Source organism: Clavibacter quasicaliforniensis, from assembly GCF_051201715.1.
Classification (GTDB): Bacteria; Actinomycetota; Actinomycetes; order Actinomycetales; family Microbacteriaceae; genus Clavibacter; species Clavibacter seminis.
This window is the reverse complement of the sequence record NZ_CP139624.1, coordinates 534,761-559,945: the sequence shown is the minus strand read 5'-3', so window position 1 is coordinate 559,945 and position 25,185 is coordinate 534,761. Positions and strand designations below refer to the sequence as shown.

General features: G+C 74.1%; 28 protein-coding genes. 13 read left to right on the top strand and 15 right to left on the bottom strand.

All coding sequences use genetic code 11. The features are described from left to right. Positions 1–310 precede the first annotated feature (310 nt). From NL142_RS02750 to NL142_RS02735, 4 genes are all read left to right on the top strand, one after another. On the top strand, positions 311–1,354 hold the full coding sequence (locus tag NL142_RS02750; protein WP_435080873.1) for a sigma-70 family RNA polymerase sigma factor: 1,044 nt from the start codon (positions 311–313) through the stop codon (positions 1,352–1,354). A gap of 232 nt (positions 1,355–1,586) precedes the next feature. Further along, on the top strand, positions 1,587–1,799 hold the full coding sequence (locus NL142_RS02745) for a hypothetical protein (RefSeq protein WP_435080872.1): 213 nt from the start codon (positions 1,587–1,589) through the stop codon (positions 1,797–1,799). 109 nt (positions 1,800–1,908) lie between these two features. Continuing rightward, a complete protein-coding gene (locus tag NL142_RS02740) occupies positions 1,909–4,398 on the top strand; it encodes an excinuclease ABC subunit UvrA (protein WP_435080871.1) in 2,490 nt (829 codons plus the stop codon). Positions 4,399–4,516: 118 nt separating this feature from the next. After that, on the top strand, positions 4,517–5,386 hold the full coding sequence (locus tag NL142_RS02735; protein ID WP_435080870.1) for a DUF2510 domain-containing protein: 870 nt from the start codon (positions 4,517–4,519) through the stop codon (positions 5,384–5,386). A 52-nt stretch (positions 5,387–5,438) separates the two neighbouring features. On the opposite strand, the gene NL142_RS02730 is transcribed toward NL142_RS02735, so the two are convergent. The 3 genes from NL142_RS02730 to NL142_RS02720 are packed head-to-tail and all read right to left on the bottom strand — an operon-like array spanning position 5,439 to position 7,782. Next, complete coding sequence (locus tag NL142_RS02730; protein ID WP_435080869.1) at positions 5,439–6,356, bottom strand: 5-oxoprolinase subunit C family protein; 918 nt, start codon at positions 6,354–6,356, stop codon at positions 5,439–5,441. After that, positions 6,353–6,973, bottom strand: a complete 621-nt coding sequence (locus NL142_RS02725; RefSeq protein ID WP_435080868.1) for a 5-oxoprolinase subunit B family protein — start codon at positions 6,971–6,973, stop codon at positions 6,353–6,355. Before NL142_RS02725 ends, NL142_RS02730 begins: the two co-directional genes overlap by 4 nt. Beyond that, the gene (locus NL142_RS02720; RefSeq protein ID WP_435080867.1) at positions 6,970–7,782 is read right to left on the bottom strand and encodes a LamB/YcsF family protein; all 813 of its coding nucleotides are present in this window, start codon (positions 7,780–7,782) and stop codon (positions 6,970–6,972) included. Before NL142_RS02720 ends, NL142_RS02725 begins: the two co-directional genes overlap by 4 nt. A gap of 112 nt (positions 7,783–7,894) precedes the next feature. On the opposite strand from NL142_RS02720, the gene aspS reads away from it, so the two are divergent. The 6 genes from aspS to NL142_RS02690 all read left to right on the top strand — a co-directional run bounded on the left by aspS (position 7,895) and on the right by NL142_RS02690 (position 12,587). After that, positions 7,895–9,205: an aspartate--tRNA(Asn) ligase gene (aspS, locus tag NL142_RS02715; RefSeq protein ID WP_435080866.1), complete on the top strand. Its 1,311-nt coding sequence runs from the start codon at positions 7,895–7,897 to the stop codon at positions 9,203–9,205. Between the two features lie 183 nt (positions 9,206–9,388). Continuing rightward, on the top strand, positions 9,389–10,609 hold the full coding sequence (locus NL142_RS02710) for an LCP family protein (protein ID WP_435080865.1): 1,221 nt from the start codon (positions 9,389–9,391) through the stop codon (positions 10,607–10,609). Continuing rightward, the gene (locus NL142_RS02705) at positions 10,602–11,141 is read left to right on the top strand and encodes an AAA family ATPase (protein WP_435080864.1); all 540 of its coding nucleotides are present in this window, start codon (positions 10,602–10,604) and stop codon (positions 11,139–11,141) included. The genes NL142_RS02710 and NL142_RS02705 overlap by 8 nt, the downstream gene beginning before the upstream one ends. A 177-nt stretch (positions 11,142–11,318) precedes the next feature. Then, positions 11,319–11,651 carry a DUF7882 family protein gene (locus tag NL142_RS02700; protein ID WP_194683484.1) on the top strand — a complete coding sequence of 111 codons (333 nt, stop codon included), beginning with the start codon at positions 11,319–11,321 and terminating at the stop codon, positions 11,649–11,651. Positions 11,652–11,724: 73 nt separating this feature from the next. Further along, positions 11,725–11,940, top strand: a complete 216-nt coding sequence (locus NL142_RS02695) for a hypothetical protein (RefSeq protein WP_043585313.1) — start codon at positions 11,725–11,727, stop codon at positions 11,938–11,940. A gap of 80 nt (positions 11,941–12,020) precedes the next feature. Next, positions 12,021–12,587 carry a DUF6518 family protein gene (locus NL142_RS02690; protein WP_435080863.1) on the top strand — a complete coding sequence of 189 codons (567 nt, stop codon included), beginning with the start codon at positions 12,021–12,023 and terminating at the stop codon, positions 12,585–12,587. Here the strand turns inward: NL142_RS02690 and NL142_RS02685 are convergent. The 8 genes from NL142_RS02685 to NL142_RS02650 all read right to left on the bottom strand — a co-directional run bounded on the left by NL142_RS02685 (position 12,584) and on the right by NL142_RS02650 (position 20,007). Then, on the bottom strand, positions 12,584–14,110 hold the full coding sequence (locus NL142_RS02685) for a hypothetical protein (protein ID WP_435080862.1): 1,527 nt from the start codon (positions 14,108–14,110) through the stop codon (positions 12,584–12,586). The two genes, NL142_RS02690 and NL142_RS02685, sit on opposite strands and share 4 nt — an antisense overlap. After that, positions 14,107–14,748: an ABC transporter ATP-binding protein gene (locus NL142_RS02680; RefSeq protein WP_435080861.1), complete on the bottom strand. Its 642-nt coding sequence runs from the start codon at positions 14,746–14,748 to the stop codon at positions 14,107–14,109. Before NL142_RS02680 ends, NL142_RS02685 begins: the two co-directional genes overlap by 4 nt. Before the next feature lie 80 nt (positions 14,749–14,828). Then, the gene (locus NL142_RS02675; protein ID WP_435080860.1) at positions 14,829–16,052 is read right to left on the bottom strand and encodes a GDSL-type esterase/lipase family protein; all 1,224 of its coding nucleotides are present in this window, start codon (positions 16,050–16,052) and stop codon (positions 14,829–14,831) included. Next, a complete protein-coding gene (locus NL142_RS02670) occupies positions 16,049–16,894 on the bottom strand; it encodes an alpha/beta hydrolase (protein ID WP_435080859.1) in 846 nt (281 codons plus the stop codon). Before NL142_RS02670 ends, NL142_RS02675 begins: the two co-directional genes overlap by 4 nt. Then, positions 16,891–18,204: an MFS transporter gene (locus NL142_RS02665; RefSeq protein WP_435080858.1), complete on the bottom strand. Its 1,314-nt coding sequence runs from the start codon at positions 18,202–18,204 to the stop codon at positions 16,891–16,893. Before NL142_RS02665 ends, NL142_RS02670 begins: the two co-directional genes overlap by 4 nt. A 112-nt stretch (positions 18,205–18,316) precedes the next feature. After that, positions 18,317–19,348 (bottom strand): LacI family DNA-binding transcriptional regulator, encoded by a 1,032-nt coding sequence (locus NL142_RS02660; RefSeq protein ID WP_435080857.1) that lies wholly within the window; start codon positions 19,346–19,348, stop codon positions 18,317–18,319. A gap of 55 nt (positions 19,349–19,403) precedes the next feature. Further along, complete coding sequence (locus tag NL142_RS02655; protein WP_104235652.1) at positions 19,404–19,706, bottom strand: Dabb family protein; 303 nt, start codon at positions 19,704–19,706, stop codon at positions 19,404–19,406. Positions 19,707–19,743: 37 nt separating this feature from the next. Next, complete coding sequence (locus tag NL142_RS02650; protein ID WP_011931770.1) at positions 19,744–20,007, bottom strand: glutaredoxin family protein; 264 nt, start codon at positions 20,005–20,007, stop codon at positions 19,744–19,746. Positions 20,008–20,083: 76 nt separating this feature from the next. Between NL142_RS02650 and NL142_RS02645 the strand changes: the two genes are divergently transcribed. Continuing rightward, positions 20,084–20,836, top strand: a complete 753-nt coding sequence (locus NL142_RS02645) for an HAD family hydrolase (protein WP_435080856.1) — start codon at positions 20,084–20,086, stop codon at positions 20,834–20,836. A 127-nt stretch (positions 20,837–20,963) separates the two neighbouring features. Here NL142_RS02645 and NL142_RS02640 read toward each other — a convergent pair whose 3' ends face one another. The 3 genes from NL142_RS02640 to NL142_RS02630 form a co-directional block, all read right to left on the bottom strand. After that, positions 20,964–21,062 carry a 30S ribosomal protein bS22 gene (locus NL142_RS02640; protein WP_003792170.1) on the bottom strand — a complete coding sequence of 33 codons (99 nt, stop codon included), beginning with the start codon at positions 21,060–21,062 and terminating at the stop codon, positions 20,964–20,966. A 72-nt stretch (positions 21,063–21,134) separates the two neighbouring features. Continuing rightward, complete coding sequence (locus NL142_RS02635) at positions 21,135–21,374, bottom strand: helix-turn-helix domain-containing protein (protein ID WP_011931768.1); 240 nt, start codon at positions 21,372–21,374, stop codon at positions 21,135–21,137. 122 nt (positions 21,375–21,496) lie between these two features. Further along, entirely contained in the window at positions 21,497–22,042 is a 546-nt protein-coding gene (locus NL142_RS02630) for an ArsR/SmtB family transcription factor (RefSeq protein WP_435080855.1), read from the bottom strand. A 77-nt stretch (positions 22,043–22,119) separates the two neighbouring features. Here NL142_RS02630 and NL142_RS02625 point away from each other — a divergent pair, with 77 nt between their 5' ends. Together NL142_RS02625 and NL142_RS02620 are read left to right on the top strand one after the other, a co-directional pair. Beyond that, entirely contained in the window at positions 22,120–23,544 is a 1,425-nt protein-coding gene (locus tag NL142_RS02625; RefSeq protein ID WP_435080854.1) for a TrkH family potassium uptake protein, read from the top strand. A 53-nt stretch (positions 23,545–23,597) separates the two neighbouring features. Then, positions 23,598–24,266 (top strand): potassium channel family protein, encoded by a 669-nt coding sequence (locus NL142_RS02620; protein WP_011931765.1) that lies wholly within the window; start codon positions 23,598–23,600, stop codon positions 24,264–24,266. Positions 24,267–24,306: 40 nt separating this feature from the next. Here the strand turns inward: NL142_RS02620 and proC are convergent, their stop codons facing one another. Next, a complete protein-coding gene (gene proC / locus NL142_RS02615; protein ID WP_435080853.1) occupies positions 24,307–25,182 on the bottom strand; it encodes a pyrroline-5-carboxylate reductase in 876 nt (291 codons plus the stop codon). Positions 25,183–25,185: the final 3 nt, after the last annotated feature.

The following is a 25,185-nucleotide window of genomic DNA, read 5'->3' as shown; positions in this document are numbered from 1 at the left end:
AAGTGTAGGTGGCGAGGAGATGTACAACCGCCGAGGATCGGACGCAACCCCCTGCGCTAATCATTCGTCCCCAATACGATCGGGTGCACCGGTGGGGGCCGGCCTCTCGGGACCGGTGCCGACCGGATGTTACGTGCGTATACGAACGTTTGGGCCCCAAAGGAATCGCGCGCTAAGTTAGGCGCTCGGGGTCGTGATCCGGTCCCGGGCGAGAGCCCCGTGGAGCACGGGACCTCGCAGAGACCCCCGTCGAACGGACGCGGGCCCGCATGACGATGCCGTCCGCGACGGCATGGAAGGAACGGGCACCATGACGATGACACCGACCCGGCCCACGGCCGCAGACACCACCACCGACACCGCGCTCGACCAGGTCGAGTCCGTCAGCCCCGTCGATCCGTACGCGGATTCCGACCTCCCCGAGCCCTCGCTCGTCACCCCGGGCGCCAGCACCGACGCCGTCAAGGACTACCTCCGCCAGATCGGCCGCGTGCCGCTGCTCACCGCCGAGCTGGAGGTGAGCGTCGCACGTCGCATCGAGGTGGGCGTCCTGTCGCAGGAGGTCCTCGACACCCGCACCGACCTCACGCCCGCCGAGCGCCGCGAGTACCAGACGCTCGCCCAGGACGGGATGCGCGCGAAGCAGCACCTCGTCAACGCCAACCTGCGCCTCGTCGTCAGCATCGCCAAGCGCTACACGGGCCGTGGCCTGCCGTTCCTGGACCTCATCCAGGAGGGGAACATGGGCCTCGTCCGCGCCGTCGAGAAGTTCGACTACCAGGCCGGCTTCAAGTTCTCGACCTACGCGTCGTGGTGGATCAAGCAGTCCATCACCCGCGGCATGGCCGACACGAGCCGCACCATCCGGATCCCCGTGCACACGGTCGAGCACATCAACCGCATCAACGCCGTGCAGCGTGAGCTCGCCGTGGAGCTCGGCCGCGACCCCTCCATGCAGGAGATCGCGCGCGAGTCGGACACGCCCGTCACCAAGGTGCGGTACCTGCTCGACCGCGCGCAGGAGCCCATGTCGCTGCAGGTCCTCGTGGGCGGCAGCGGAGGGGACGGCGACACCGAGATGGCGGACCTCATCGAGGACGCCGACGTCACGCAGCCCATCGACGTGGTGACGCAGCAGCTCATGGCGGCGCACGTCACGCGCCTCATCGACGGGCTCGCGGAGCGCGACGCCGAGGTCGTGCGGATGCGCTTCGGCCTGGCCGGCCTCGAGCCCCGCTCGCTCGCCTTCGTGAGCCAGCAGCTCGGGGTGACCCGCGAGCGCGTGCGCCAGATCGAGAAGAAGGTGCTCGCGAAGCTCCGCATCCCGGAGCTGGAGACGTACATCCGCGGTTGATCCCGCCGCACGAGGAGAGGGCCGTCTGCCGTGCGCGGGCGGCCCTCCGTCGCGTCCGGGCCGCTCCGGGTGTACGGATGTGCGCTGCGATCCTGCGGATGCGCCCGGAAGAACGTCCACTAGTCGTTCGTGCGCATACAGTCGAATTCCACCGAACGACAGGCGCCGGACGCGCATCCCCGTCCCGGCGACAGCACGCGGCTCGACGACGAGCCGCGGAGAAGGAGGAGCGATGGCTCTCACGCAGACCGCACCCGGCCAGACCGACATCCCCGGGATCAGCTGGTCCCCCGTCGCGGCGGGGCTCTGGGTCGCCCGACGCGGCGACGAGTTCGCCGGCATGAGCGAGGAGAGGTGGGGCGCGGGATTCCACGTCACCGACCGCCTCGGCCGCGACGTCGGGGACTTCCCCACGCTCCAGGAGGCGCGCAGCGCGCTGGGCTGATCCGCCCCACGGGCGGGCAGGGCGCCCGCCCGCCCGTGACCCGTAGCACCTCGCGGGTGCGCACGCACCGGATCGACGACGCCGCGTGCGCAGGCCTAGGGTCGAGCAGGTGCCTTCCCCCGAGATCCACCCGCCCGCATCCGACTCCGACGACCGCGCAGATGGCTTCGTCCGGGTGCGCGGGGCGTCCGAGAACACGCTGCGCGACGTGGACGTGGACATCCCGCGCGACCGGATCGTCGCCTTCACGGGCGTCTCCGGATCCGGCAAGTCGTCGCTCGCGTTCGGCACCGTCTACGCCGAGGCGCAGCGCCGGTTCTTCGAGTCGGTCGCGCCCTACGCGCGCCGGCTGATCCGGCAGGAGCAGACGCCGCACGTCGAGAGCATCACCGGGCTGCCGCCCGCCGTCGCGCTGCAGCAGCGCCGCGGTGCGCCGAGCACGCGCTCGACCGTCGGCACCGTGACCACGCTGTCCAACTCGCTGCGGATGCTGATGTCGCGGGCCGGCACCTACCCCGCGGGCCAGGGCCGGCTCGACTCCGACGCGTTCTCCCCCAACACCGCCGCAGGCGCCTGCCCGGTGTGCCACGGGCTCGGCGTCGCGCACACCGTGACCGAGGGCTCGCTCGTGCCGGATCCGTCGCTCACCATCCGCGAGGGCGCCATCGCCGCGTGGCCGGGCGCCTGGCAGGGCAAGAACCTGCGCGACATCGTCATCGCGCTCGGGTACGACGTGGACGTCCCCTGGCGCGAGCTGCCGCGCGAGGCGAGGGACTGGATCCTCTTCACCGAGGAGCAGCCGGTGGTGCAGATCACGCCGCAGCGCGACCGCGTGGCGAAGCCCTACAACGGGCGGTTCTGGAGCGCGCGCTCCTACGTGCTGCACACGCTCGCCGACTCCGCGAGCCCGCGCCTGCGCGAGGCGGCGCTCGCGCACATGGTCTCGGGCACGTGCGAGCGGTGCGGCGGCAGCGGGCTCACGCCCGAGGCGCTGGCCGTGACCTTCGCGGGCCGCAGCATCCAGCAGCTCAACGCGCTGACGCTCGCGGACCTCGCGATGGCCATCGCGCCGACGGACGGCATGGGCGACGTGGCCGTCACCATCACGACGGACCTCGTCGCGCGCCTCGCCGTGCTCGTCGACCTCGGGCTCGGCTACCTCAGCCTCGGGCGGGTCACCACCACGCTCTCCCCGGGCGAGATGCAGCGGCTCCGGCTCGCGACGCAGCTGCGGTCGGGGCTCTTCGGCGTGGTCTACGTGCTCGACGAGCCGTCGGCGGGGCTGCACCCGGCCGACGCCGAGCCGCTGCTCGAGGTGCTCGAGCAGCTGCGCGACTCCGGCAACTCGGTCTTCGTGGTCGAGCACGACATGGACGTCGTGCGGCGGTCCGACTGGATCGTGGACGTGGGGCCCGGCGCGGGGCAGGCGGGCGGATCCGTCGTCTACAGCGGTCCCGTCGACGGGCTCCGCGAGGTGGAGGCCTCGGCGACCCGGCCGCACCTCTTCCCCGACCTCGCGCCCGCCCGGGCGGAGCGCACGCCGCGGACGCCGACCGGGAGCATCCGGGCGACGGGAGTGACGCTGCACAACCTCGTGGACCTCGACGTGGAGATCCCGCTCGGCGTCATGGTCGCGGTGACGGGCGTCTCCGGATCCGGCAAGTCGACGCTCGTGAGCCGCGTGCTGCCGGACCTGCTGCGGGCCTCGCTCGCGCCCGACCGCGTGGTGGTCGAGCAGGCGGACGATGCGGACGAGGTCGACGACGCATCCGGACCGGCCCGCATCGCCCGGGTGGAGGGCGCAGAGGCGGTGGACCGGCTCGTGTCCGTGGACCAGCGCCCCATCGGCCGCACGCCGCGCTCGACGCTCGCCACCTACACGGGGCTCTTCGACGCCGTCCGCCGCACCTACGCGTCCACCGACGAGGCGCGCGCCCGCGGTTACGGCGCCGGGCGGTTCTCCTTCAACGTCGCGGGCGGGCGGTGCGAGACCTGCCAGGGCGAGGGATCCGTGACCGTCGAGCTCCTCTTCCTCCCGGGCTCCTACGGGCCGTGCCCCACGTGCCACGGCGCGAGGTACGAGCCCGGGACGCTCGAGATCGAGTACCACGGGCGCTCGATCGCCGACGTGCTCGCGATGACGGTGGACGAGGCGCACGGCTTCCTCCAGGACGTGCCGCTCGCCGCGCGCGCCCTCGCGACGCTCCGCGACGTGGGGCTCGGGTACCTGCGGCTCGGCCAGCCGGCGACCGAGCTGTCGGGCGGCGAGGCGCAGCGGATCAAGCTGGCCACCGAGCTGCAGCGGGCCCCGCGCGGCCACACCCTCTACCTGCTCGACGAGCCGACCACCGGGCTCCACCCGGCGGACGTCGTGCTCCTCCTCCGCCAGCTGCAGGGGCTCGTGGACGCGGGCAACACGGTCGTCGTGGTGGAGCACGAGATGGACGTGGTGGCGGACGCCGACCGGGTGATCGACCTCGGGCCGTCCGGCGGCGACCAGGGCGGGCGGATCGTGGCGCAGGGCACCCCGCGCGAGGTCGCCGACACCGCCGGCAGCCGCACGGCGCCGTACCTCGCGCGGCGACTCGACGCCTCATGAGGCCGGACGCCCGGGACGGCGCGGGCCCAGCGCGACGTGGGTAGTGTGACGTCCAGCGTCCGCGCCCCGGCGCGTCCGACGCCCATCGGCATCCGGCACCTCTTCCTAGGAGCACCTCGTGACTGACTCGACCGGTACACCCTCCACGCCCGCGGGCTGGTACGCGGACCCCGCGGGATCCGACCGCCTGCGCTGGTGGGACGGCACGCGCTGGACCGACCACCTGACGGACGCGCCCGCGGCGAGCGCCGCGACGACGCCCGCGGGCCAGCAGGGTGACGCGCACGGTGCCGCGGAGCAGCACGCCGCCGCTCCGGCGCCCGGCCACGTCGCCCCGGAGGCCCCCGCGGCCCCCGCCGCGGTGCCGCCCGCGTACGGGCAGCAGGCGCCCGGGCAGCCGTACGGTCAGCAGCAGTACGCGCAGCAGCCGTACGCGCAGCAGCCCTACTCGCAGCAGCCGTACGCGCAGGCCGGGTACGCGCAGCAGCAGTACACCGCCGCGACCCCGCCCCCGCAGGTGCCGGCTACGACACCTCCGTTCACGTGGGCGATCTGGGTCCTCGCCGCGCTGCCGGTCGTCTCGCTCCTCTCGATCCTGGGCCTCGACCTCCGCCAGATGATGACCCCCGTGCAGTACGGCCGCGGCGCGATGCCGCCCGGCCTCGGCCTCGGCTACGTCGTGGCCAACCTCGTGAGCTTCCTCGTCTACGGCGCCAGCGTCGCCGTCGCCTACTTCGACTGGCGCGACCTCGGTCGGCGCGGCATCGTCCGGCCGTTCCACTGGGCGTGGACGTTCCTCGGCTCCGGCGTCTACGTCATCGGGCGGTCGGTCATCGTGCGCCGCCGCATCACGGGCAACCCGGGTCGTGTCCTCGCGCCCCTCTGGCTCTGGGTCGGCGTCACCGTCATCTTCCTGTTCGTCTTCACGGTCAAGTGGGTCGACGCCTTCATGGGGATGATGCAGATGTACGGCACCCGCGGCTTCTGATCCGCAGGCGGCCGGCCCGCCGCACGTCCCGCGCCCCGGTCGGCGCGTCCGCTCACACGAAGCGGATGCGCTGGCCGGGGCGCAGCTGCGCGGCCAGGCGGACGTCGTCGCGCGCGACCACGCCGATCACCGGGTAGCCGCCCGTCATCGGGTGGTCGGCGAGGAACAGGATCGGCCGGCCCGACGGCGGCACCTGGAGCGCTCCTGTGACGACGCCCTCGCTGGGGAGCTCGCCCGGGATCCGCCGCTCGAGCGGTTCGCCGTCGAGGCGCACGCCCACGCGGTCGGCCTCGGCGGTCACCTCCCACGAGCGGTCGAGGAGCGCGGCCCAGGATCCGTCGACGAACCAGTCGAGGCGCGGGCCGGGCGTCGCGCGAAGGACCACCTCGCCCTCCGCGGGCGCGGACACGGCGAGCGAGTCCACGGGCGGCACGGGCCGGGCGGGCGCGGATCCCACGGGCAGCACGTCGCCGACCGCCACGGGCGCGGGTCCCACGCGGGAGAGCAGGTCGGTGGCGCGCGAGCCGAGCACGGGCGCGACGTCGATCCCGCCGCGCACCGCGACGTACCAGCGGATCCCGGCCACGGCCGCGCCGATCTCGAGCGCGTCGCCGGCGTCGAGCAGCACGGCCGCGGCGTACGGCGCGGGTCGCGACCCCCGGCCCGCCGTGCGCACGAGCGGCCCGACCGCGCCCGTCACGGCGACCCACACGGCGGCGGTCGCGCGGAGCAGAGCGCCGCCGAGCACGATCTCGAGGCCCGCCGTGCCCGGGTCGTTGCCGACGAGGAGGTTCGCGTCGGCGAGGGCGCGTGGATCCAGGGCGCCGGACGGCGAGACGCCGATGCCGCCGTGGCCGGGTCGGCCCGCGTCCTGGACGAGCATGAGCGGGCCGGTGCGCTCGACCACTAGGCCGGCCGCGGCGGTCGCCACGGCACGGCGACCGCGGCTAGGGGCGGCCTGGTCGCTCACGCGTCGACCTCGCGGAAGCGCACGGCGGATCCGGGCTGCAGCAGCGCCGCCGGCTCGCGCTCCGGGTCCCACAGCACCGCCCGCGTCGTGCCGATGAGCTGCCAGCCGCCCGGCGAGACGCGCGGGTAGATCCCGCTGAACTCGCCCGCGAGCGCGACGGCGCCGGCCGGGACCCGCGGCCGCGGCGACGTGCGGCGCGGCACCTCGAGACCGGGGACGCCCGCGAGGTAGCCGAAGCCGGGTGCGAAGCCGCCGAACGCGACCGTCCAGGTGCCGGAGGTGTGGCGCTCGACGACCTCGCGGATCCCGATGCCGAGGAGCGCGGCCACGTCGGCGAGGTCCTCGCCGTCGTAGACCACGTCGATCTCGACGGGCGCGCCACCCCGGGCGCCGGCCTCGTCGGCGGGCCGGGCGGCGAGCGCCCATGAGCGGGCGGCGGCGAGCGGGAGCACGCGCGGATCCACCGTGACGAGGATGCTGCGCGCGCCCGGCACGATGTCGACGACGCCGCGGGGCCGGGTCGTGTCGAGCACGGGCTGCAGGCGGAGCACCTCGTCGAGCGAGTCGAGGTCGAGCATCACGGCGGCGTCGCCGCACGGCAGGAGCCGGAGGGTCACAGGGCGCGCCGGTCGCGGGCGGGGAGGACGCGGTGGTCCGACGAGGGAGCCGCATCCGGCACCGGCCTGATCTCCACGCCCGCCGCCTCGAGCGCGTCGTGCACCGCGCGCGCCAGCCCCACGGCGCCGGGGGTGTCGCTGTGCAGGCAGAGGGAGTCGGGGTCGAGCCGCACGACGGATCCGTCGATCGCGACGACCGTGCCCTCCGTCGCCATGCGCACGGAGCGGGCCGCGACCTCGGCCGGGTCGTGGATCACCGCGCCCTCCTGCCGCCGGGACACCAGCGCGCCCTCGGGCGTGTACGCGCGGTCGGTGAACGCCTCGACGCGCGTCGGCAGTCCCGCCGCCGCGGCCAGCCGGAGGATCTCCGATCCCGGCAGCCCGAGCACGGGGAGCGTCGGATCCAGCGCCACGACCGCGTCCACCACGGCCTTCGCCTGCACCGGGTCGTGCGCGATGCGGTTGTAGAGCGCGCCGTGCGGCTTGATGTACGACACGCGCGCGCCGACCGTGCGGGCCATGCCGCTGATCGCCGCCAGCTGGTAGAGCACGTCTCCCGTGAGCTCGGCGGGCGATGCGTCGAGGTCGCGGCGGCCGAAGCCCGCGAGGTCGCGGTACGCGACGTGCGCGCCGACGGCCACGCCGTTCCGGGCCGCCCGCTCGAGCGCGTGCAGCATGACGAGCGGATCCCCCGCGTGGAACCCGCACGCGACGTTGGCGCTCGAGACGACGTCGAGCATCGCGTCGTCGTCGCCGAGGGTCCAGCGGCCGAAGGACTCGGCCAGGTCGCTGTTGAGGTCGATCTGCATGGCGTCTCCCCTGCACCGGGCGCGGCCGCCGCTCGCCGCGGGGTCGTCCCCACCAGGCTAGGCGGCCCGCGGGGCGACCGGCCCGACAGCGGCGCGGATAGACTCGACGACCGTGACCACCCGAACTCTCATCAAGAACCTGGCCGCCCTCGACGACGGGGACGTGGCCGTCTCCGGCTGGGTCGAGACCGTCCGGGATCAGAAGAAGATCCAGTTCGTGATCCTCCGCGACGAGTCGGGCGCGGTGCAGCTCACCTACAAGCGCCAGGGCGACGAGGACGCGACGGCGGACACCATCTCCGGCCTCGCGGCGGGCACCTTCCTCACCGCGACGGGCACGCTCAAGCACGACGAGCGCGTGAAGCTCGGCGGGCTGGAGATCGGCCTGTCCGGCATCGAGGTCGCGGCCGCCGCCATCCCGGAGACGCCCATCGCGGCCGACTCCTCCATCGACAAGCGCCTCGACTGGCGCTTCATCGACCTGCGCGCGCCCCGCAACTCGCTCATCTTCCGCGTGCAGACCACGCTGGTCCACGCGCTGCGCACCTACTGGGTCGAGCACGACTTCATCGAGGTCTTCTCCCCCAAGCTCATGGCCACGCCCTCCGAGTCGAACGCCGAGCTGTTCAAGGTCGACTACTTCGACGGCGTCGCCTACCTCGCGCAGAGCCCCCAGTTCTTCAAGCAGATGGCGCAGTCCGCCGGCTTCGGCAAGATGTTCGAGGTCGGCCCGGCGTTCCGCGCCGACCCGTCGTTCACCTCGCGCCACGCGACCGAGTTCACCTCGGTGGACGCGGAGATCAGCTGGATCGAGAGCCACGAGGACGTCGCCCGCCTCCAGGAGGAGCTCATCGTCGCCGCGCTCACCGCGGTGAAGGAGAAGCACGGCGACGAGATCCGCGAGCTGTTCGACGTGGAGGTGACCGTGCCGAGCATCCCGTTCCCGCGGATCCCGCTGCTCGAGGCCAAGGACATCGTCGCGAAGCGCGGCCACGTGATCGACCGTGCCGACGACGACCTCGACCCCGAGGGCGAGCGCCAGATCGCGGCGCACGTGATGGAGGAGTTCGGCCACGAGTTCGTGTTCCTCACCGACTACCCGTCGACGATCCGGCCGTTCTACCACATGCGGAACGCCGAGGACCCGTCGATCACGAACAGCTACGACCTCATCTGGAACGGCGTCGAGATCACCACGGGAGCGCAGCGCGAGCATCGCGTCGACGTGCTCGAGGCGCAGGCCCGCGAGAAGGGCCTCGACCCCGAGGAGCTCGGCTCCTACCTCGACTTCTTCCGCTACGGCGTGCCCCCGCACGGCGGCTTCGGCATGGGCCTCAACCGCGTGCTCATGCTGCTGCTGCACCAGTCGAACCTGCGCGAGGTCACGTACCTGTTCCGCGGGCCGAACCGGCTCGCCCCGTAGGTCCCGCTCCACCGGACGGCCCGATCCCCTCAGCAGGGGGTCGGGCCGTTCCGCGTCGGCGGCCCCGGTTCGGGGGTGCGGATCTACATCGCTCGGGGGAACCGCTCGCGGCGCCACGTCCGTAGCGTGGCAGGCACCGCCGATCCGACCCGGACGGCCCCTGCCCCACGCCGAGGAGCCCGCATGTCCGACGAGACGCGACCCGACCGGCGCCTCGCGCGCGGCATCGCCCGGCACGGCCGGCTGCGGAGGCCGAGCGGCGTGCGCACCGCGGTGAAGGCCCTGGCGGCGGTGACGGCCGTGGTGATCGCGAGCACCGGATCCGTCGCCGCGTTCGCCGCCTGGGACCTGGCGCGCACGGTGCAGGCGAACTCGGTCGACATCTCGGACGGGAAGGCGCCGCCGCCGTCCATCGGGGGGATCGACGGCGGGGCGAACATCCTGCTGGTCGGCAGCGACAGCCGGAAGGACCAGGGGGACGGATACGGGGACCTGAAGATCGTCGGAGGCGCCGACAACAACGACGTGACGATGCTCCTGCACATCAGCGAGGACCACTCGCGCGCCACCGTCGTGTCGTTCCCCCGCGACATGCTGATCGACCGACCCGCGTGCCCCGCGTCCGGCACCTCGACGGGAGGCGCCGCCGCGAGCGGCGCCCAGATCAACTCGGCGCTGTCGAAGGGCGGTCTGGACTGCGTCGTGCGCACGGTGGAGTCCATCACGGGACTCGACATCCCCTACGGCGGCGTCGTCCAGTTCAACGGCGTCGTCGCCATGTCGAACGCGGTCGGCGGCGTCACCGTCTGCCTGGCGAACCCGATCAAGGACAAGAGGACCGACCTGGACCTGGGTGCGGGTCCGCAGCTGCTCCAGGGCGAGACCGCCGTGCAGTTCCTCCGCACGCGCTACGGCATCGGCGACCACAGCGACATCGACCGGATCAGCAACCAGCAGGTGTTCCTCAGCGCCCTCGTCCGGACGATCACCAGCACCGACACGCTCACGAACCCCGCGAAGCTCTACGGCATCGCCCGCGCGGCCGTCGAGAACATGAGCCTGTCGACGTCCCTCGACGACCCGACCGCGATCGCGTCCCTCGCGCTGACGCTGAAGGGGATCCCGCTCGACAGGTTCGTGTTCGTGCAGTACCCGAGCACCCGGCTCGAGAGCGGCCGCGTGGCTCAGGACGTCGAGGGCGGCACGCGGATGATGCAGCTCATCGCGGACGACGCGGACTTCTCGCTCGCGCCCGACAGCACGGGCGCGGGCGTCGAGGCCCCGCCCGCGGCCGCCGCGCCGGCGGCTCCCGGGACCCCGTCCGCGGATCCGTCGCCCGCGGCCGTGCTGCCCTCGAACGCGACGGGGCAGACGGCATCGGAGGAGACCTGCTCGAATGGCTGACGGGAGCCCACCCGCCCTCCTCCTGAACGGCACGTACGGCGTCGGCAAGAGCGCCGTGCTCGAGCGCGTCGGCGACCTGCTCGCCGAGGCCGAGCGGCCGTTCAGCCTGATGGACGTCGACTGGTTCCACCGGTCGTGGCCGCCCGCGTCGTGGGATCCGGAGAACGTCGTCGTCGAGGCGCGGGCCATGGCCGCCACGTGGGCGCTGTTCCAGGAGGCGGGGCCGCGGCAGCTGGTGGTCAGCGGGGTGGTCGCGGAGCGCGCCGACCTCGACCGGTACCGCGATGCCCTGGGGATCGACGTGCGGTGCGTGCTCCTGACCGCGTCGCCCGCGGTCGTCGAGGCGCGCCTGCGCTCCCGCTACGACGACGACCGGCGTGCCGCGCGCGACTGGCACCTGGCCCGCCACGCGGATCTCGCCGCGCGGCTCGGGGCGTCCGGCCTCGACGGGACGACGATCCCGACCGACGACCGCACCCCGCGTGAGGTCGCGCGCGCAGCGCTCGCCTGGCTCGACGCGGGCGCTCGGTAGGCATCCGCCCGGCGACCGGTCGACCGCCCGGCGGATCCGCGTTTCCTCTGTTGCCGTAATATCTGCATCATCACTCGATGTCCTCACCCGCGGGTCGCCGAGACGTCGACGCTGCGGGATCCGCAGGATCCGCGCCCTCGACGGGGACCCAGGACGGGACACGGAGGAGGGCAGGGCATGGGCCAGCTGATCTTCGACAGCACCACCCGCACCACCATCGACGACCGCGCGCTCGCGCACCTGCAGATCGTGATGCTGAACAAGCTCCGCCGCCGGGAGAGCTTCGCGTTCTCGTGGAAGTACCCGGCGTCGGAGGGCGACGGGCGCAGCACGGTGTGGGTCGCCCCTGAGCTCCCGCTGCACTTCCGGTTCTCGGGCAGCCGGGTCCCCTCCATCAACCCCGCCTGGGTGGACCTGCTCATGGACAGCGCGAACACCGGATCCGGGCTGCACCTGGTGCCGGAGCCGCCCTACGGCTCGGCCGCGCACGCCGAGCCGCCCGCCGACTGACGCCGCCCGCCCGGACGCTCCCCGCGCGTCCGCGCCCCTCCGACCACGCCCGCCCCGCACCCCAAGGACGCCCATGGCCCTCACGAATCTGCCCTACGACGACGACGCGATCATCGCCGCCGCCGAGTCCGCGACCGTCCTCGGCCGGGAGGTGCGCGACGTGCAGGTCGACTTCGCGAGCACCAGCGTCTCCGACGACAGCGTCGCGCGCGTGACGGCGACCATCACGTGGACCGTGCCCGCTGACGAGGCCGTGCGGATCCTCGACGAGGCCCGGCCGCGCGGCTGACGTCATCTGCATCCCCGCGCGTACGCGGATGGGCCGCGGGGCGGACGACCCGGCACCCGCCCGCGGGAGAGGGTGAGGCCATGACCCGACCCGACCCGTCTCCCTTCCGCGCCGCCGCGGTCGTCCTCGTGTTCAGCCTCGTCGTGGGCGGCCTCACCAGCCCCGCGCAGGGAGTCCTCCCGTCGTGGATGAGCCCGCTCGCCAACTCCGCCGGCGGCTGGAGCATGCTCGCCTTCGTCGCCGTGTGGCTCTCCCGCGCACGCCCGCTCCTCGGCGCCGTGCTCGGCGCGGTCTCGTTCGTCGCGATGGTGGAGGCGTACGGCATCGTGAGCCTCTGGCGCGGGTTCTTCCTCGCGGACCCGCTCTCGTCCATGTGGATCCCGATCGGGCTGGTCGCCGGCCCGTTCCTGGGCGTCGCGGCGGCGCTCGTCCGGCACGCGTCGCGCGGGTGGGCGATCGCGGGCGTCGCGGTGCTCAGCGCCGTCCTCCTCGCGGAGGGGGTCTACGGGCTCACGGTCGTCGCGTCCAGCACCAGCCCCGTCTACTGGACCCTCGAGATCGTCCTCGGGGTCGGCTTCCTCGCCGCGGTGGCGCTGCACGGACGGCGTGCGGTCGGCGACGTGCCGGACCCGGCGGTCCGCCGCTAGCCCCGGGTCGCGGCGAGCCGGCCGCGCGCCCGCAGCGCCACGCCCACGCCCAGCGGGACGACGAGCGCGGCCCCCAGCGGACCGACCGCTCCGACCGCGGACACGACGGCCAGCGCGGATCCCCCGGCCAGGAGCAGCGCGTCGGCCTGCCACGCGGCGATCACGAGCGCCGACGCGTCGCCCGCCGGCGTCACCACGGGCGCCATGACGGAGAGCGGCAGCGGGCCCTTCGCCGCGTCGAACGCGCGGATCGCGACGAGCAGCAGCGCGACGGCCGGCGCGAGGACGAGCGCGACGACGCCCGAACCGCCGGCCACGGCGATCCCCGCCCCCGCGACCGCGCACGCGACCCCGGCCACGCCGGGGAGCACGGCGTGGAGGAGCAGCAGGCGCCCGGTCGGGATCCCGTAGAGCTGCGGCGCGGAGGAGACGTCGACGACGTGCCGGAAGCCGTCGGCCCCGACGCCGAGCGCGAGGAACCCGACGACGGCCGCGGCGAGCGCGGGGATCACCCGGCCCGTGCCGGCGCCGTCGAGGGCCACCGCCAGGAGCGCGCCCGACGCCGCGACACCGAGGCACGCTGACGCCGCGCGGACGGGCGTCCGCAGCGCGCCGACGAGGTCGCGTCGCACGACGAGCGCCACCGTCGACCGGCCGCGCACGGCTCCCCAGCCGCGCCCGATGCGCGGCACGGGCCGGAACCCGCCCGCCGCCATCGCGAGGTCGCCCGTGGTCGCCAGGGTGGTGGCCGCCTGCCAGCGCCGCGCTTGCGCGAGCAGCTCGGATCCGCGGAGGCCGCCGAGGAGCGCGGGCGCGGCCACGACGGCCACGACGGCCAGCGCGGCGAGCGCGGCGAGCGCCGTGGCGACGCCGGAGGAGGGCGGCCACTCGCCGGTGCCGGGGAAGAGCGCGCGGACGGCGCTCCCGGGCACGACCGACGTCGGCACGAGCACCGCGAGCGCGGTGGATCCGAGCAGCACGGCTCCCCCGACGGCCCGCCCGCCCGCGCCCAGCCGCTGGCCCGCGAGCCAGCAGCCCGCGAGGATCACGCCGACCAGCGCGCCGCCCGCGGTCCACGCGGCGACCGGTGCCGGATCCGCGTCGCCCGCGACCAGCAGCGCCAGCCCGGGCAGCAGCGCGACGAGCCCGGAGATCGCGGCGAGCCCGAGCCCGGCGCGGACCGCCGGACGTGCGAGCACGGCCGCCCGCGGCAGGCCGCTGCCCGCGAGCGTCGCGGTGAGGAACGGGGACAGGAGCGCCGGGCCGCGCGCGCCGCCGGCCATCAGGAGCGCCGTAGCGGCGAGGCCCGCGACGGCCGCCGCCGCGGTGGGCCCGTGCTCGCGGAGCGACGCGGCCGCGGCCGGCTCGGCGAGCTCCAGCACGATGGCGCGCAGCACGGGGATCCCGACGATCAGCACCGTGAGCACGCCCGCGTACACCGTGTACGCGACGTCCATCGGCGAGGCGTCGCCGCGCTCGAGCCGCAGGGACCGGACCGTGCGGAGGACGCGCCTCGTGCTCACGCGGCGTCGCCGACGAGCGCGATGGACCGCTGCGCCACGGCGTCGCGGAGCGTCGGGCTGTGCGTCGCGAGCACGACCGTGCGGCCGTCGTCGATCTCGGCGCGGAGGATCGCGATCACGAGCTGCAGCCGGTCGGGGTCGAGCCGCTGCTCGGGTTCGTCGAGGAGCAGCACGTCGTAGGGCCGCACGGTGGCCATCGCGAGGGCCACCAGCTGCGACTGGCCGCTGGACAGCTCGTGCGGGAAGCGCCGGGCGAGGGGCGCCAGCCGCCACCGCTCGAGGTGCGCGGCCGCCCGGTCGCGGGCCTCGGGCGCGTCCATCCCCCAGGTCGCGGCGATGACGGCGAGGTGCTCGGCGAGCGTCAGGTCGCGCGCCACGGGCGGGTGCCCGATGGATCCTGACACCGCGCGCCGGAACGCCGGGTCGCGCTCGTCGACCGGCCGGCCGCCGACCCGCGCGGATCCCGTGCTCGGCCGCGTGAGCCCGGCGACCACCCGCAGCAGGGTCGTCTTCCCGGCGCCGTTCGGCCCGGTGACCGCGACGGCCTCGCCCGCCGCGACGGAGAGGTCGGTCGGACGCAGCAGCGGGATCCCGTCGACGACCACCGACACCCGCTCGACCTCGACCACTCCGCCCATCCCGCCATCCTGTCGCACGGGCGGTGGGGCCGCGAGCGAGGGCGGGCCACGCGGCCGGTCAGCCGGAACGACCCGGCGGCTCAGCGCGCGCCGGCGCCGATCCCCGCCCGCGGCACCAGGCCGTCGTCCGCGAAGACGCGCGCGACGAAGCGCCGACCCATCTCCGCGTAGAGCTCCGCATCCGGATGCAGCCCGTCCGGCAGCGCGAACCGCGCCACGTCGTCGGGGCCGTACAGCGCGAGGCCGTCGAGGTGCGCGATCCGCTCGCCCTGCTCCTGACGCACCCGCGCGACGTGCGCCACATGCCGCCGGGACTCCGCGAGAGTGAGCGCTCCGCGCGGCACGTCCGCGGGGTCGCCCGCCGCGAAGCAGCGCACGGATCCGTCGTCGTGGAACTCGACGCCGGGCGGTCCGGGCACGTCCTCGCTGCCCGGCCAGAGGATCGACGACGCGAGCACGATCGGCGTGCCCGGGTGGCCGCGCCGCACGCGGTCGAGGAAGCCGTGCAGCGCGGGCACGAAGGTGCGCTGGTCCATCGACCGGGCGCCCACGATGTTGATGCCGACGCTCAGCGAGATCACGTCGGCCGGCTCCGCCGCGATGGCGTCCGCGACGAACGGGTCGAGCATGCACTGGCCGCCGAAGCCCAGGCCCACGATGTCGAGGCCCGCCTCCCGCGCGGCGACGACGGGCCATGCGCCCGTGGGGTCCGGCGCCTCCACGCAGTGGCTGATGGAGCTGCCGTGGTGGATCCAGCGCGGCAGCCCGAGCGGGTCCGCGGCCCGCACGGGCGCGGCAGCGTCGATCCCCACGAGGTCCACGAGCATGCCCTGCGGCAGCCACACGGTCACGGTCGACGGGCCGCGCCCGAGCCCGGCGAGCACGACCACGGACGCCTCGCCATCGCCCACCGCGGTCTCCTCCGCGGCGTCGCCCGACGGCGAGACCCGGCGCACGACGTCCACGGGCGAGGCGACCGGCGGCAGGTCCGCGCCGCCGACCTCCGCGACGAACGTGTTGCGCGGCCCCGGGAGGTCGTCGAAGTGGATCCGCGTGCAGCGCACCCGCAGCCGCACCTCGTCGGCCGCGGTCGTGAACCGGATCCGCACCCCGGCCGCCGTCGACACCTGCGCGCGCATCAGCTCGCCCGCTGGCGGGAAGTCGCGCCACGCGGACTCGGGCAGCCGGATCGGCCGCACGCCGCCGGGCACCCGTGCCAGCCCGAGGTGACCGTGGACGCGGACGGACCCGCCGTCCAGCTCGACGATCTCGCCGTCACGCCCGGACGTGCCGACGCCGCTCATGCCGTCCCGCCCGACGCGTGCGCGCGCACGAAGGCGACGGTCCGCGCGATCACCTCGTCGCGCTGCGGCAGCTGCGCCCAGCCGTGGTCCGCGCCGTCCACCACCACCAGCTCGGCGCGGTCGCCCAGCACGGCGGGGTCGGTGTACCGCCGGGCGTAGTCGACCGGCACGAAGTCGTCCGTGCCGTGCAGGAGCAGCGCGGGACCCCGGTAGCCGACCGCCCGCGCGTACGGGTCGAAGCCGAGCGCGTCGTCGCGCATCGCCGGCCCCATGCGCATCCCGGCGAAGTCGAACCAGCCGTCCGCGTCGAGGGAGGCGAGCGAGCGGCCCTGGATCGTGCCGGCGCGGATGTCGTCGACGAACACGGCGGCCGTCGACCACATCGCGAGCGACCGGATCCCCGGCCCCGCCGCGCCCCCGGCTGCCGCGCCCTCCTCCGCCGCGAGCACCGAGGCGACGACCGCGCCGAGGCTCATGCCGACGAGGTGCACGTCGTCCGCGTCCACCTCGGGCAGCGCGCGGACGGCGGCGAGGACGTGCCGGGCGTCGGCCACGTCGCCCGTGACCGTCGTGTCGAGGAACTCGCCATCGCTCTCGCCGTGGCCCGCGCGGTCGTAGGCGACGACGCCGATGCCCGCCGCCGCGAGCCGCCGCGCGAGGGCGACGAACACGCCGGTCGTCTCGACGCGCGAGCCGCCGAAGCCGTGCATCAGCACCGCGGTGGGCCGCGGGCCGGCCCCCTCCGCCAGGTGCTGCGCTCCGCGGAGCGTCAGCCCGCGCACGCGCGTCGCGAACGGGCGGATCCGCATCACGCCGCCGCCGCTCCCGCCGGCGCCGCTCACGCCGCCGCCTCGACGGTCCGCACCGACGCGGTCGCGGGCACCTGCTCGTCCTCCACGTCGAACGCCGTGCCGTGCGCCCGGCGGAACCCGACCCAGCCGACCAGGAAGCCCGCTGCGGCGAGCACGGACACCCCGACGTAGACGCCCTGCGGGTTCAACGCCAGGAGCGTGGGCGTCACCGCGTTGAGCCCCGCCGTCGCGAAGCGCGCCACCCCGTACACGGTGCCCTGCGCGGTCGACCGGAGGAGCGTGGGGAACGACTCCTGCGTCCAGACCTTCATGATCGTCTCGAAGCAGAACGCGCCCGCGAAGGTCGAGAGCACGACCGACACCACGAGCGTCGGCAGGCTGAACCCCAGGACGACCGGGATGAGGTTCGACGCGACCACCACCACGGACCCGATCACGAAGTACGGCATGCGGAACCGCGTGTCCGCGACCGACATGAACCACAGCGCCCCGAGGACGGCGGCCGGCATCGCGAGGATCGTCCACGACTGGTACTCGTCGACGGGGATGCCCGCGACGCTCACGGCGACGTACGTGCCGAAGCTCCCCGCCACGCTGATGGCGAGCGAGGCGAGCGTGTAGTAGACGAGCAGCGTCACGAACGGCCGGCGGTAGGCGGGCCGGCCGAGGTCGCGGATCCGCCCGCGCTGCGCCCGCACCGTGCGCGTGCCGTCCGCGCGCTCGGCCCGCGCGACGAGCCACGACGCCGACTCGGGGATGGTCACGCGCATGAGCAGCACGAGGAGGCCGACGACGCCGAACGCGCCGAACATCACGTGCCCGCCGGTGGGGCCGGCCTGGCCGAAGAGGATCCCGATGACGACGGCCAGGAGGATCCCGAACCCGCCGAGCAGGTTGGAGAACACGAGGATCTTGCCGCGGTTCCGATCGGTCGCCGCCTCCGAGATGGTCGCGAGCGCGACAGGCAGGTCCGCGCCGACGCCGAGGCCGATGAGCGCGATCCCCGGGAGCAGCACCGCGGACGAGACGCCGAGGAACGGCGTGGCCGAGCCGATGACGATGAGCGTCATCGTGACGAGGAACACGCGGCGCCGGCCGAACCGGTCGCCCGCCCAGCCGCCGAGGAGGGATCCGGCCGCGACGCCCGCGGTCAGCACGGCCGTGAGGTAGCCGACCTCGGCGCCCGACAGACCGGGCCCTCCCGTGGGCGGCGCCAGGAAGAGCACGAGCGCGATGCCCACGCCCGTCGTCGCGGCGGCGTCGACGAACGTCGCCATCCCGCACACGAACCCCACCCACCAGGCGTTCGGGCCCCTGAGGGCGCCATCGACAGCAGTCATCCCATACTCCTTCGTATGCGTCGTGAGATCGCGACCGGTCGGGTACCGGGCACGCGGACAGGATGCTACAACGATCTAGCTGGAAAGCGCACCACGGGTTCCGGACGCCAGGTCACCGCACCCGGCCGATCGATCCGCCCGGCACGAACGCCATCGGCACGCGGTGCACGGCGGGCTCCGCGGCGCGGTCGAAGAGCAGCTCCACGGCGAGGCGGCCGAGCTCGAGCTGGGGCAGCGCGACGGAGGCGAGCGGCGGATCCAGCGCGCGGCTGATCGCGCTCCCGTCGAACGCGACGACCGAGACGTCCTCCGGCACGCGGAGGCCCGCGCGGTGCAGCGCCTGGTAGGCGCCCGCGGCGACGGCGTCGTTCGCGCAGACCAGCGCGGTCGGGCGGGCGCCGGTCGCGAGCAGCCGGGCGACGGCCTCGCGCCCGTCGTCCGTGTCCCAGTCGCGCGCCACCTCCTGCACGCCGGCCAGCTCGACCCCCGCGGCGGCGAGCGCGCGTCGGACGCCGGCCAGCCGCTCGGTGAGCGCGACCGGCGCCCAGCCGCGCCAGGCGGGTCCGCCGGTGACGCCGTCGGGGAGGCTGCCGACGAACCAGATCCGGTCGAGGTGGCCGAGGTCGAGGAGCGCCCGCGCGGCGTCGGCTCCCGCGGCGTCCTCGTCCGGCACCACCGCGTGCGCGACGCCCTCCTCGGGCACGCAGTTGAGCAGCACGTGCGGCACCTGGTCGAGCAGGGAGGGCGTCCGCACGACCCGCGTGAACATCGACGCGTAGAGGACCCCGTCGATGGTGCGCCCGAGCAGGCTCTCGAGCAGCTGCTCCTCCTGGTGGGCGTCGCCCTGCGTGTCCACGGTGAAGAGGATCGTGTCGCGCTCCCGCAGCGCGTCGAGCGCCCCGCGCACCATCGAGTTGGCGTGCGAGGTGCTGCTGACGAAGTCCGAGACGAGCGCGACGGTGCCCGAGCGGCCGGTGCGCAGGGTCCTGGCCGTCATGTTCGGGCGGTAGCCGAGCTCGTCGGCCGCGTCCCGGATCCGCGCGATCGTCTCCGTCGAGAGCCGCTGGTCCGTCCGCCCGGTGAGCGCGAAGGACACCGCGGAGCGCGAGACCCCGGCGCGCTCCGCCACCTGCGCGAGCGTCACGCGCCGCCGGGGCGCGGATGCGGCTCCGCGGGACGCGCGGTCGTCGCCGCTGACGTCAGACCTCGAAGTCGACCGAAGCCGCGGATCCGACGAGGCTCCGCACGAACGCGGCGACGCGCTGGTGCTCCGGGTGCACGTCGTACGCGTCGAGCGCGGCCCGGTCGTCGAAGTCGGCGATGAGCACGACGTCGTGGCTGCGCGCGGATCCGACCACGTCGCGCCCCAGCTGGAACGAGCGGATGCCGGGCACGAGTCCGGGCAGCGTGCCGAGCGCCTCGGTGATGCGGGCGGCGTCGCGGTCGAGGGCGGCGGGATCGCGGTCGGCGAGCTTCCAGGAGACGACGTGGCGGAGGGTCATGGGACGACCCTATCCGTGGCCCCGGCGACCGCTGGGCTCAGCGCGCGTCGAGCGCGGCGCGGAGCCGGTCGGCGTCGATGCGCCAGTAGTTGTGCACGCGCCCGTCGATGAGGAGCACCGGGATCTCCTCGGCGAACCGGTCGGCGAGCGCCCGGTCGTCGAGGATGCTGCGCTCCTCGAGCGTCACCTCGCCGGCGCGCGCCGCGTCGAGGCCGCCGAGCACCTGCGTCACGACCTCGCGCGCGTCGTCGCAGAGGTGGCAGCCGGGCTTGCCGACGAGGGTGAGGACCGTTGCGCTCATCCGCCCAGCGTAGGCGAGGCCGCGCGCCGCCTGCCCGGGATCCGGCCCCAGGAGCGTCGCCTACGCTGACCCGATCATGGTCGAGCAGGCGGGCACCCCGATCCTCGCGTTCTTCGACGTGGACAACACCCTGATCCACGGCGCGAGCGCGTTCCATCTCGTGCGCGGGCTCCGCGCGGCCGGCCTCCTCACGGTGCGCGACATCGTCGGCTCCGGCTGGAAGCACGCGCGCTTCAAGGCGCGGGGCGAGAACGACCGGCACCTCGCCTCGGCGCGCACCCGCGGCCTCGAGGTCGTGACCGGCGTCACGGTGGCCGACATGGCCGCGCTCGCCGACGAGATCTACGAGCGGCACACCGCGCCCATGGTCTGGCCGGAGACGCTCGGGCTCGCGCAGGAGCACCTCGCGAAGGGCCACCAGGTCTGGTTGGTCACGGCGTCGCCGTCGTTCCTGGCCGACGTGATCGCCCGTCGCCTCGGCCTCACGGGCGCGCTCGGCACCGTGATCGAGGTGCGCGACGGCGCGTACACGGGCCGCCTCGAGGGCGAGTTCCTGCACGGCGCGCACAAGGCCGCCGCGGCACGGGGGCTCCTCGCGCGGACGGGCGCGGACGCCGCCGACTGCTGGGCGTACTCCGACTCGCGCCACGACATCCCGCTGCTCTCGCTGGTCGGGCACCCGGTGGTCGTGAACCCGGACCAGGCGCTCGCGGCCCATGCGCGCGGATCCGGCTGGCCGTCGATGCGGCTCCGGCGCCAGAGCATCCGCGACGCCCGGAGGCGCGTGCGCCGCGAGGCCGCGCAGGCGGACGGACCCGCCGGGAGCTGATCCGTGGGGCGCCCCGGGCCCGACACCTGCAGGCCGGGCACGCCCCCCACGAACGAAGAGGACGCCGCCCCGTCACCGGGTCGGCGTCCTCTCCATCACGTCGTGCGCCCTCGCGGACGCGTGCTCTCTACTTCTTGTTGCGACGCTGGTGGCGCGTCTTGCGAAGCAGCTTGCGGTGCTTCTTCTTGGCCATGCGCTTGCGACGCTTCTTGATCACTGAACCCATAGGGGCACCTCATCTGTTGCCGGACGGAACACGCGGGTTCTGGTGACCCGCGGAAAATAGCCTCAGAGGAGTCTAGCCGACATCCGACATGCCGGAGTGACGCGACGCCTCGCCGGGCTGGCCGGGAAGCGCGTTCGACGGGTCGATCGCGGCGAGCACGGCGGACTCGGGCACGCGGAACGAGCGGCCGAAGCGGATGGCGGGCAGGTCGCCCGAGTGCACGAGGCGGTAGACGGTCATCTTCGAGACGCGCATCATCTCGGCCACCTCGGCCACCGTGAGGAATCGGACGTCGGACAGGTCACGCGACATGGGCGGATCGACTCCTCGTTCTGCGTGACCGGCTCACGGACCTCGTAGCACCCGCGATGCGGGCGCTGGTGCGCGATTCTAGGGGTCCGGATGGACGCGTGTCCATCGTGTCACATCCTGCATCACGCGTCCCGCGAGTTCCCCTGCTTCCGCGCGCGCAGCCGGCCGAGCGACGCCTGGCCCGCCGAGCCGGCGACGCGCGTGGCGTCGTGCACGGCGGCGGCGGCCTGGTAGCGGGTGTCGGCCCAGATCCGGCCGAGGGACGCGGCGAACGGGTGGCCGGCCGGATCGTCGTCGTCCCCGTCGGGATCCACGGACAGGCCGGCGCCGAGCAGCCCCGTGTCCGGATCCGCGTGCCCGTCGTCGGGGGCCGCGTCGCCCCGGCCGTCGTCGACGAAGGGCGCGACCCAGGCATCCAGCGCCTCGAGCGGCGCGGGCTCCAGCCGGTAGTAGCGGTGCTGCCCCTCCTCGCGGACGGAGACGAGGCCGCTGTCGCGCAGGACGCGCAGGTGCTTCGACACCGTCGGCTGGCTGATCCCGAGCGTCTGCACGAGCTCCGAGACGCTGATCTCGCCGGTGGGCGCCTCGGGGACCGCGCGTCGGTCGAGCAGCACGCGGAGGAGGTCGCGTCGCGTCGGATCCGCCACGACGTCGAAGATGTCAGCCATCCCCGAAGGGTATTCCGTCACGCGCTCGCAGTACCATGGCGAACCGGGCCGACAGGCCGCGGAGCGGACAGGGGACCATGCGCGTCAGGCCGGATCACGAACGTCCCCTCCTCGGGCGCATCCGCGACTTCCTCGACTACTTCGCGCACTCCACGCCGGCCCGCTTCGCGATCCTCATCTTCGCGGCGCTCGTCCTCACGCTCACGACGATCCTCATGCTCCCCGGCATGACGTCCACCGGCGACACGGCGCCCTTCGCCGACGCGCTGTTCACGGCCGTCTCCGCCATCTGCGTCACGGGCCTCTCGACCGTCGACATGGCGACGTACTGGACCCCGCTCGGCCACGCCTTCATCGCGCTCGGCGTGCAGATCGGCGGGATCGGCGTGCTGACGCTCGCGTCGATCATGGGGCTCATCGTGTCACGCCGCCTCGGCCTCAAGGCCCGGCTCATGGCGGCGAGCGACAGCAACCCGCTGCGGATCCACCACGGTCCCGTCGCCGAGGGCCAGGCGGTGAAGCTCGGCGAGATCGGCACGCTGCTGCTCACGGTCGCGATCAGCGCCCTCGTCATCGAGCTGTCCATCGCGGCGCTGCTGTTCCCGCGGATCCTGTTGGAGGGGATCCCCGTGGGCCAGGCCGCCCTCGACTCCTTCTACTACTCGCTCATGGCGTTCACCAACACGGGCTTCGTCTTCAGCGAAGCGGGCTTCGAGCTGTACCACCAGGACTACTGGTTCCTCAGCCTGCTCATGATCGGCGTCTTCCTCGGCAGCATCGGCTTCCCCGTCATCTACGCCGTGTACCGCGGCTGGCGGAAGCCGCGGCGCTTCTCCGTGCACGTGAAGCTCACGCTCTGGACGTCGCTCATCCTCATCGTGCTGGGCACGCTCGCGTACGTAGTGCTCGAGTGGGACAACAAGAAGACGTTCGCGCTCATGGATCCCGTGCAGCACGGCTTCCAGGCGCTCTTCCTCTCGGTCATGACGCGCTCCGGCGGCTTCTCCACGTTGAACATGGCCGACTTCGGGAACGCGAGCCTGCTGGTCACGGACATGTTCATGTTCATCGGCGGTGGATCCGCGTCCACGGCCGGCGGCATCAAGGTCACCACCCTCGCGATCCTGTTCCTCGCGGCCTTCGCCGAGGCCCGCGGCAGCGAGTCGATGGAGGTCTTCGAGCGCCGCATCCCGAGCGACGTGCTCCGCCTCGCGGTGAGCATCGTGCTCTGGGGCGCGACCACCGTGGCGCTCAGCAGCATCGTGCTGCTGCAGATCTCCGGCGAGCGCCTCGACTACGTGCTCTTCGACGCCATCAGCGCCTTCGCCACCTCGGGGCTCAGCACGGGCTTCACGGCCGAGGCGTCGGATCCCGCGAAGTACGTGCTCGCGACCACCATGTTCCTGGGGCGCGTCGGCACCGTGACCCTCGCGGCCGCCCTCGCCGCGAGCACCCGCCGGCAGCTCTTCCAGCGCTCCGAGGAGCGGCCGATCGTCGGCTGAGCCGGCGACGCGCACGACCCGACCACCGCGAGACCCGACCAGAGAGGCCCCTCATGGGCGAACGCATCCCCCACAACGCCCCCGTGCTCGTCATCGGGCTCGGCCGCTTCGGCGCCGCGACCGCCGGGCAGCTCGCGCGGCTCGACCGCGAGGTGCTCGCGATCGACGCGAGCGAGGGCCTCGTGCAGAAGTGGTCCGACCGGGTGACCCACGCGGTGCAGGCCGACGCGCGGAACATCGAGGCGCTGCAGCAGCTGGGCGCCAAGGACTTCTCGATCGCGGTCGTCGCGGTGGGGTCGTCCATCGAGGCGAGCGTGCTCATCACGGCGAACCTGGTGGACCTCAAGATCCCGCAGATCTGGGCGAAGGCCATCAGCCAGTCGCACGGCAAGATCCTCGAGCGCATCGGCGCGAACCACGTCATCTACCCGGAGGCGGAGGCCGGCGAGCGCGTCGCGCACCTCGTGTCCGGACGGATGCTCGACTTCATCGAGTTCGACGACGACTTCGTGCTCGCGAAGATGTACCCGCCGAAGCCCATCCGCGGGATGACGCTGCTCGAGTCGGCGGTGCGGAGGAAGCACCGGATCACGGTGGTCGGCGTGAAGACGCCGGGGAAGCCCTTCACGTACGCCACCTCGGAGACGCTGGTGTCGAACCACGACCTCATCATCGTGTCGGGCACCTCGGCCGACATCGAGCGGTTCGCCTCGCTGTCCTGATCCGCGGGCGCGGGCGCGGGCGTGTGCGGCCCCGGAGGGCTCAGCCGGCCGCGAGCTCGCGGGCTCGGGCTAGCGCGGCGTCGGTCGCGCGGTCGAAGAGCCCCGACAGATCCGCCGCCTGCAGCACCTGGACGGCCCGCTCGGTCGTGCCCTTGGGGCTCGTGACCCGGCGGCGCAGCTCCGCGGGCTCGTCGTCCGAGGCGGCGAGCAGCTCGACGGCGCCGCGGAACGTGCCCTGCACGAGCACGCGCGCCTCGTCCGGGCTGAAGCCCTTCGCCTCGGCCGTGCGGGTCAGCTCCTCGATGAGCAGGAAGACGTAGGCGGGACCGGATCCGGAGATCGTGCTGAGCGCGTCGATCCTCTCCTCCGGCACCTCCACGACGTCGCCGACCGTGGCGAACACCGCCCGGGCGAGCGCCAGGTGCTCGGGCGTCGAGCGCGTTCCCGCGGCGAGCCCGGTGACCCCGCGGCCGACGAGCGACGGCGTGTTCGGCATCGAGCGCAGCACGGCCACGCTCTCCGGCAGCAGCGACTCGAAGGTCGCGATCGTCACGCCGGCGGCGACGCTGATCACGAGCGCACCGGGATCCAGGTCGTCGGCGATCTCGCGCAGCAGGTCCGGCACCATGTGCGGCTTCACGCCCACGATCACGACGCGCGCGCCGCGGACCGCGCGCCGGTTCGCGTCGGCGTCCTCCTCGACGCTCGACGCGGTGACGCCGTCCCGCTCGCCGAGCGTCGCCGCGCTGGCGGCCGACCGCGTGGTCACGCGCACGTCGCCGTCGACCTCGACCCCCGGCTGCAGCAGGCCGCCGAGGATTGCGCCGTTCATGGATCCGGTGCCGAGCATCGCGAGCGATGGGAGAAGGACGGCCTCGGCGGGAGCGGACGGGGCGGGGCGGGAGGCGTCGGGCATGCA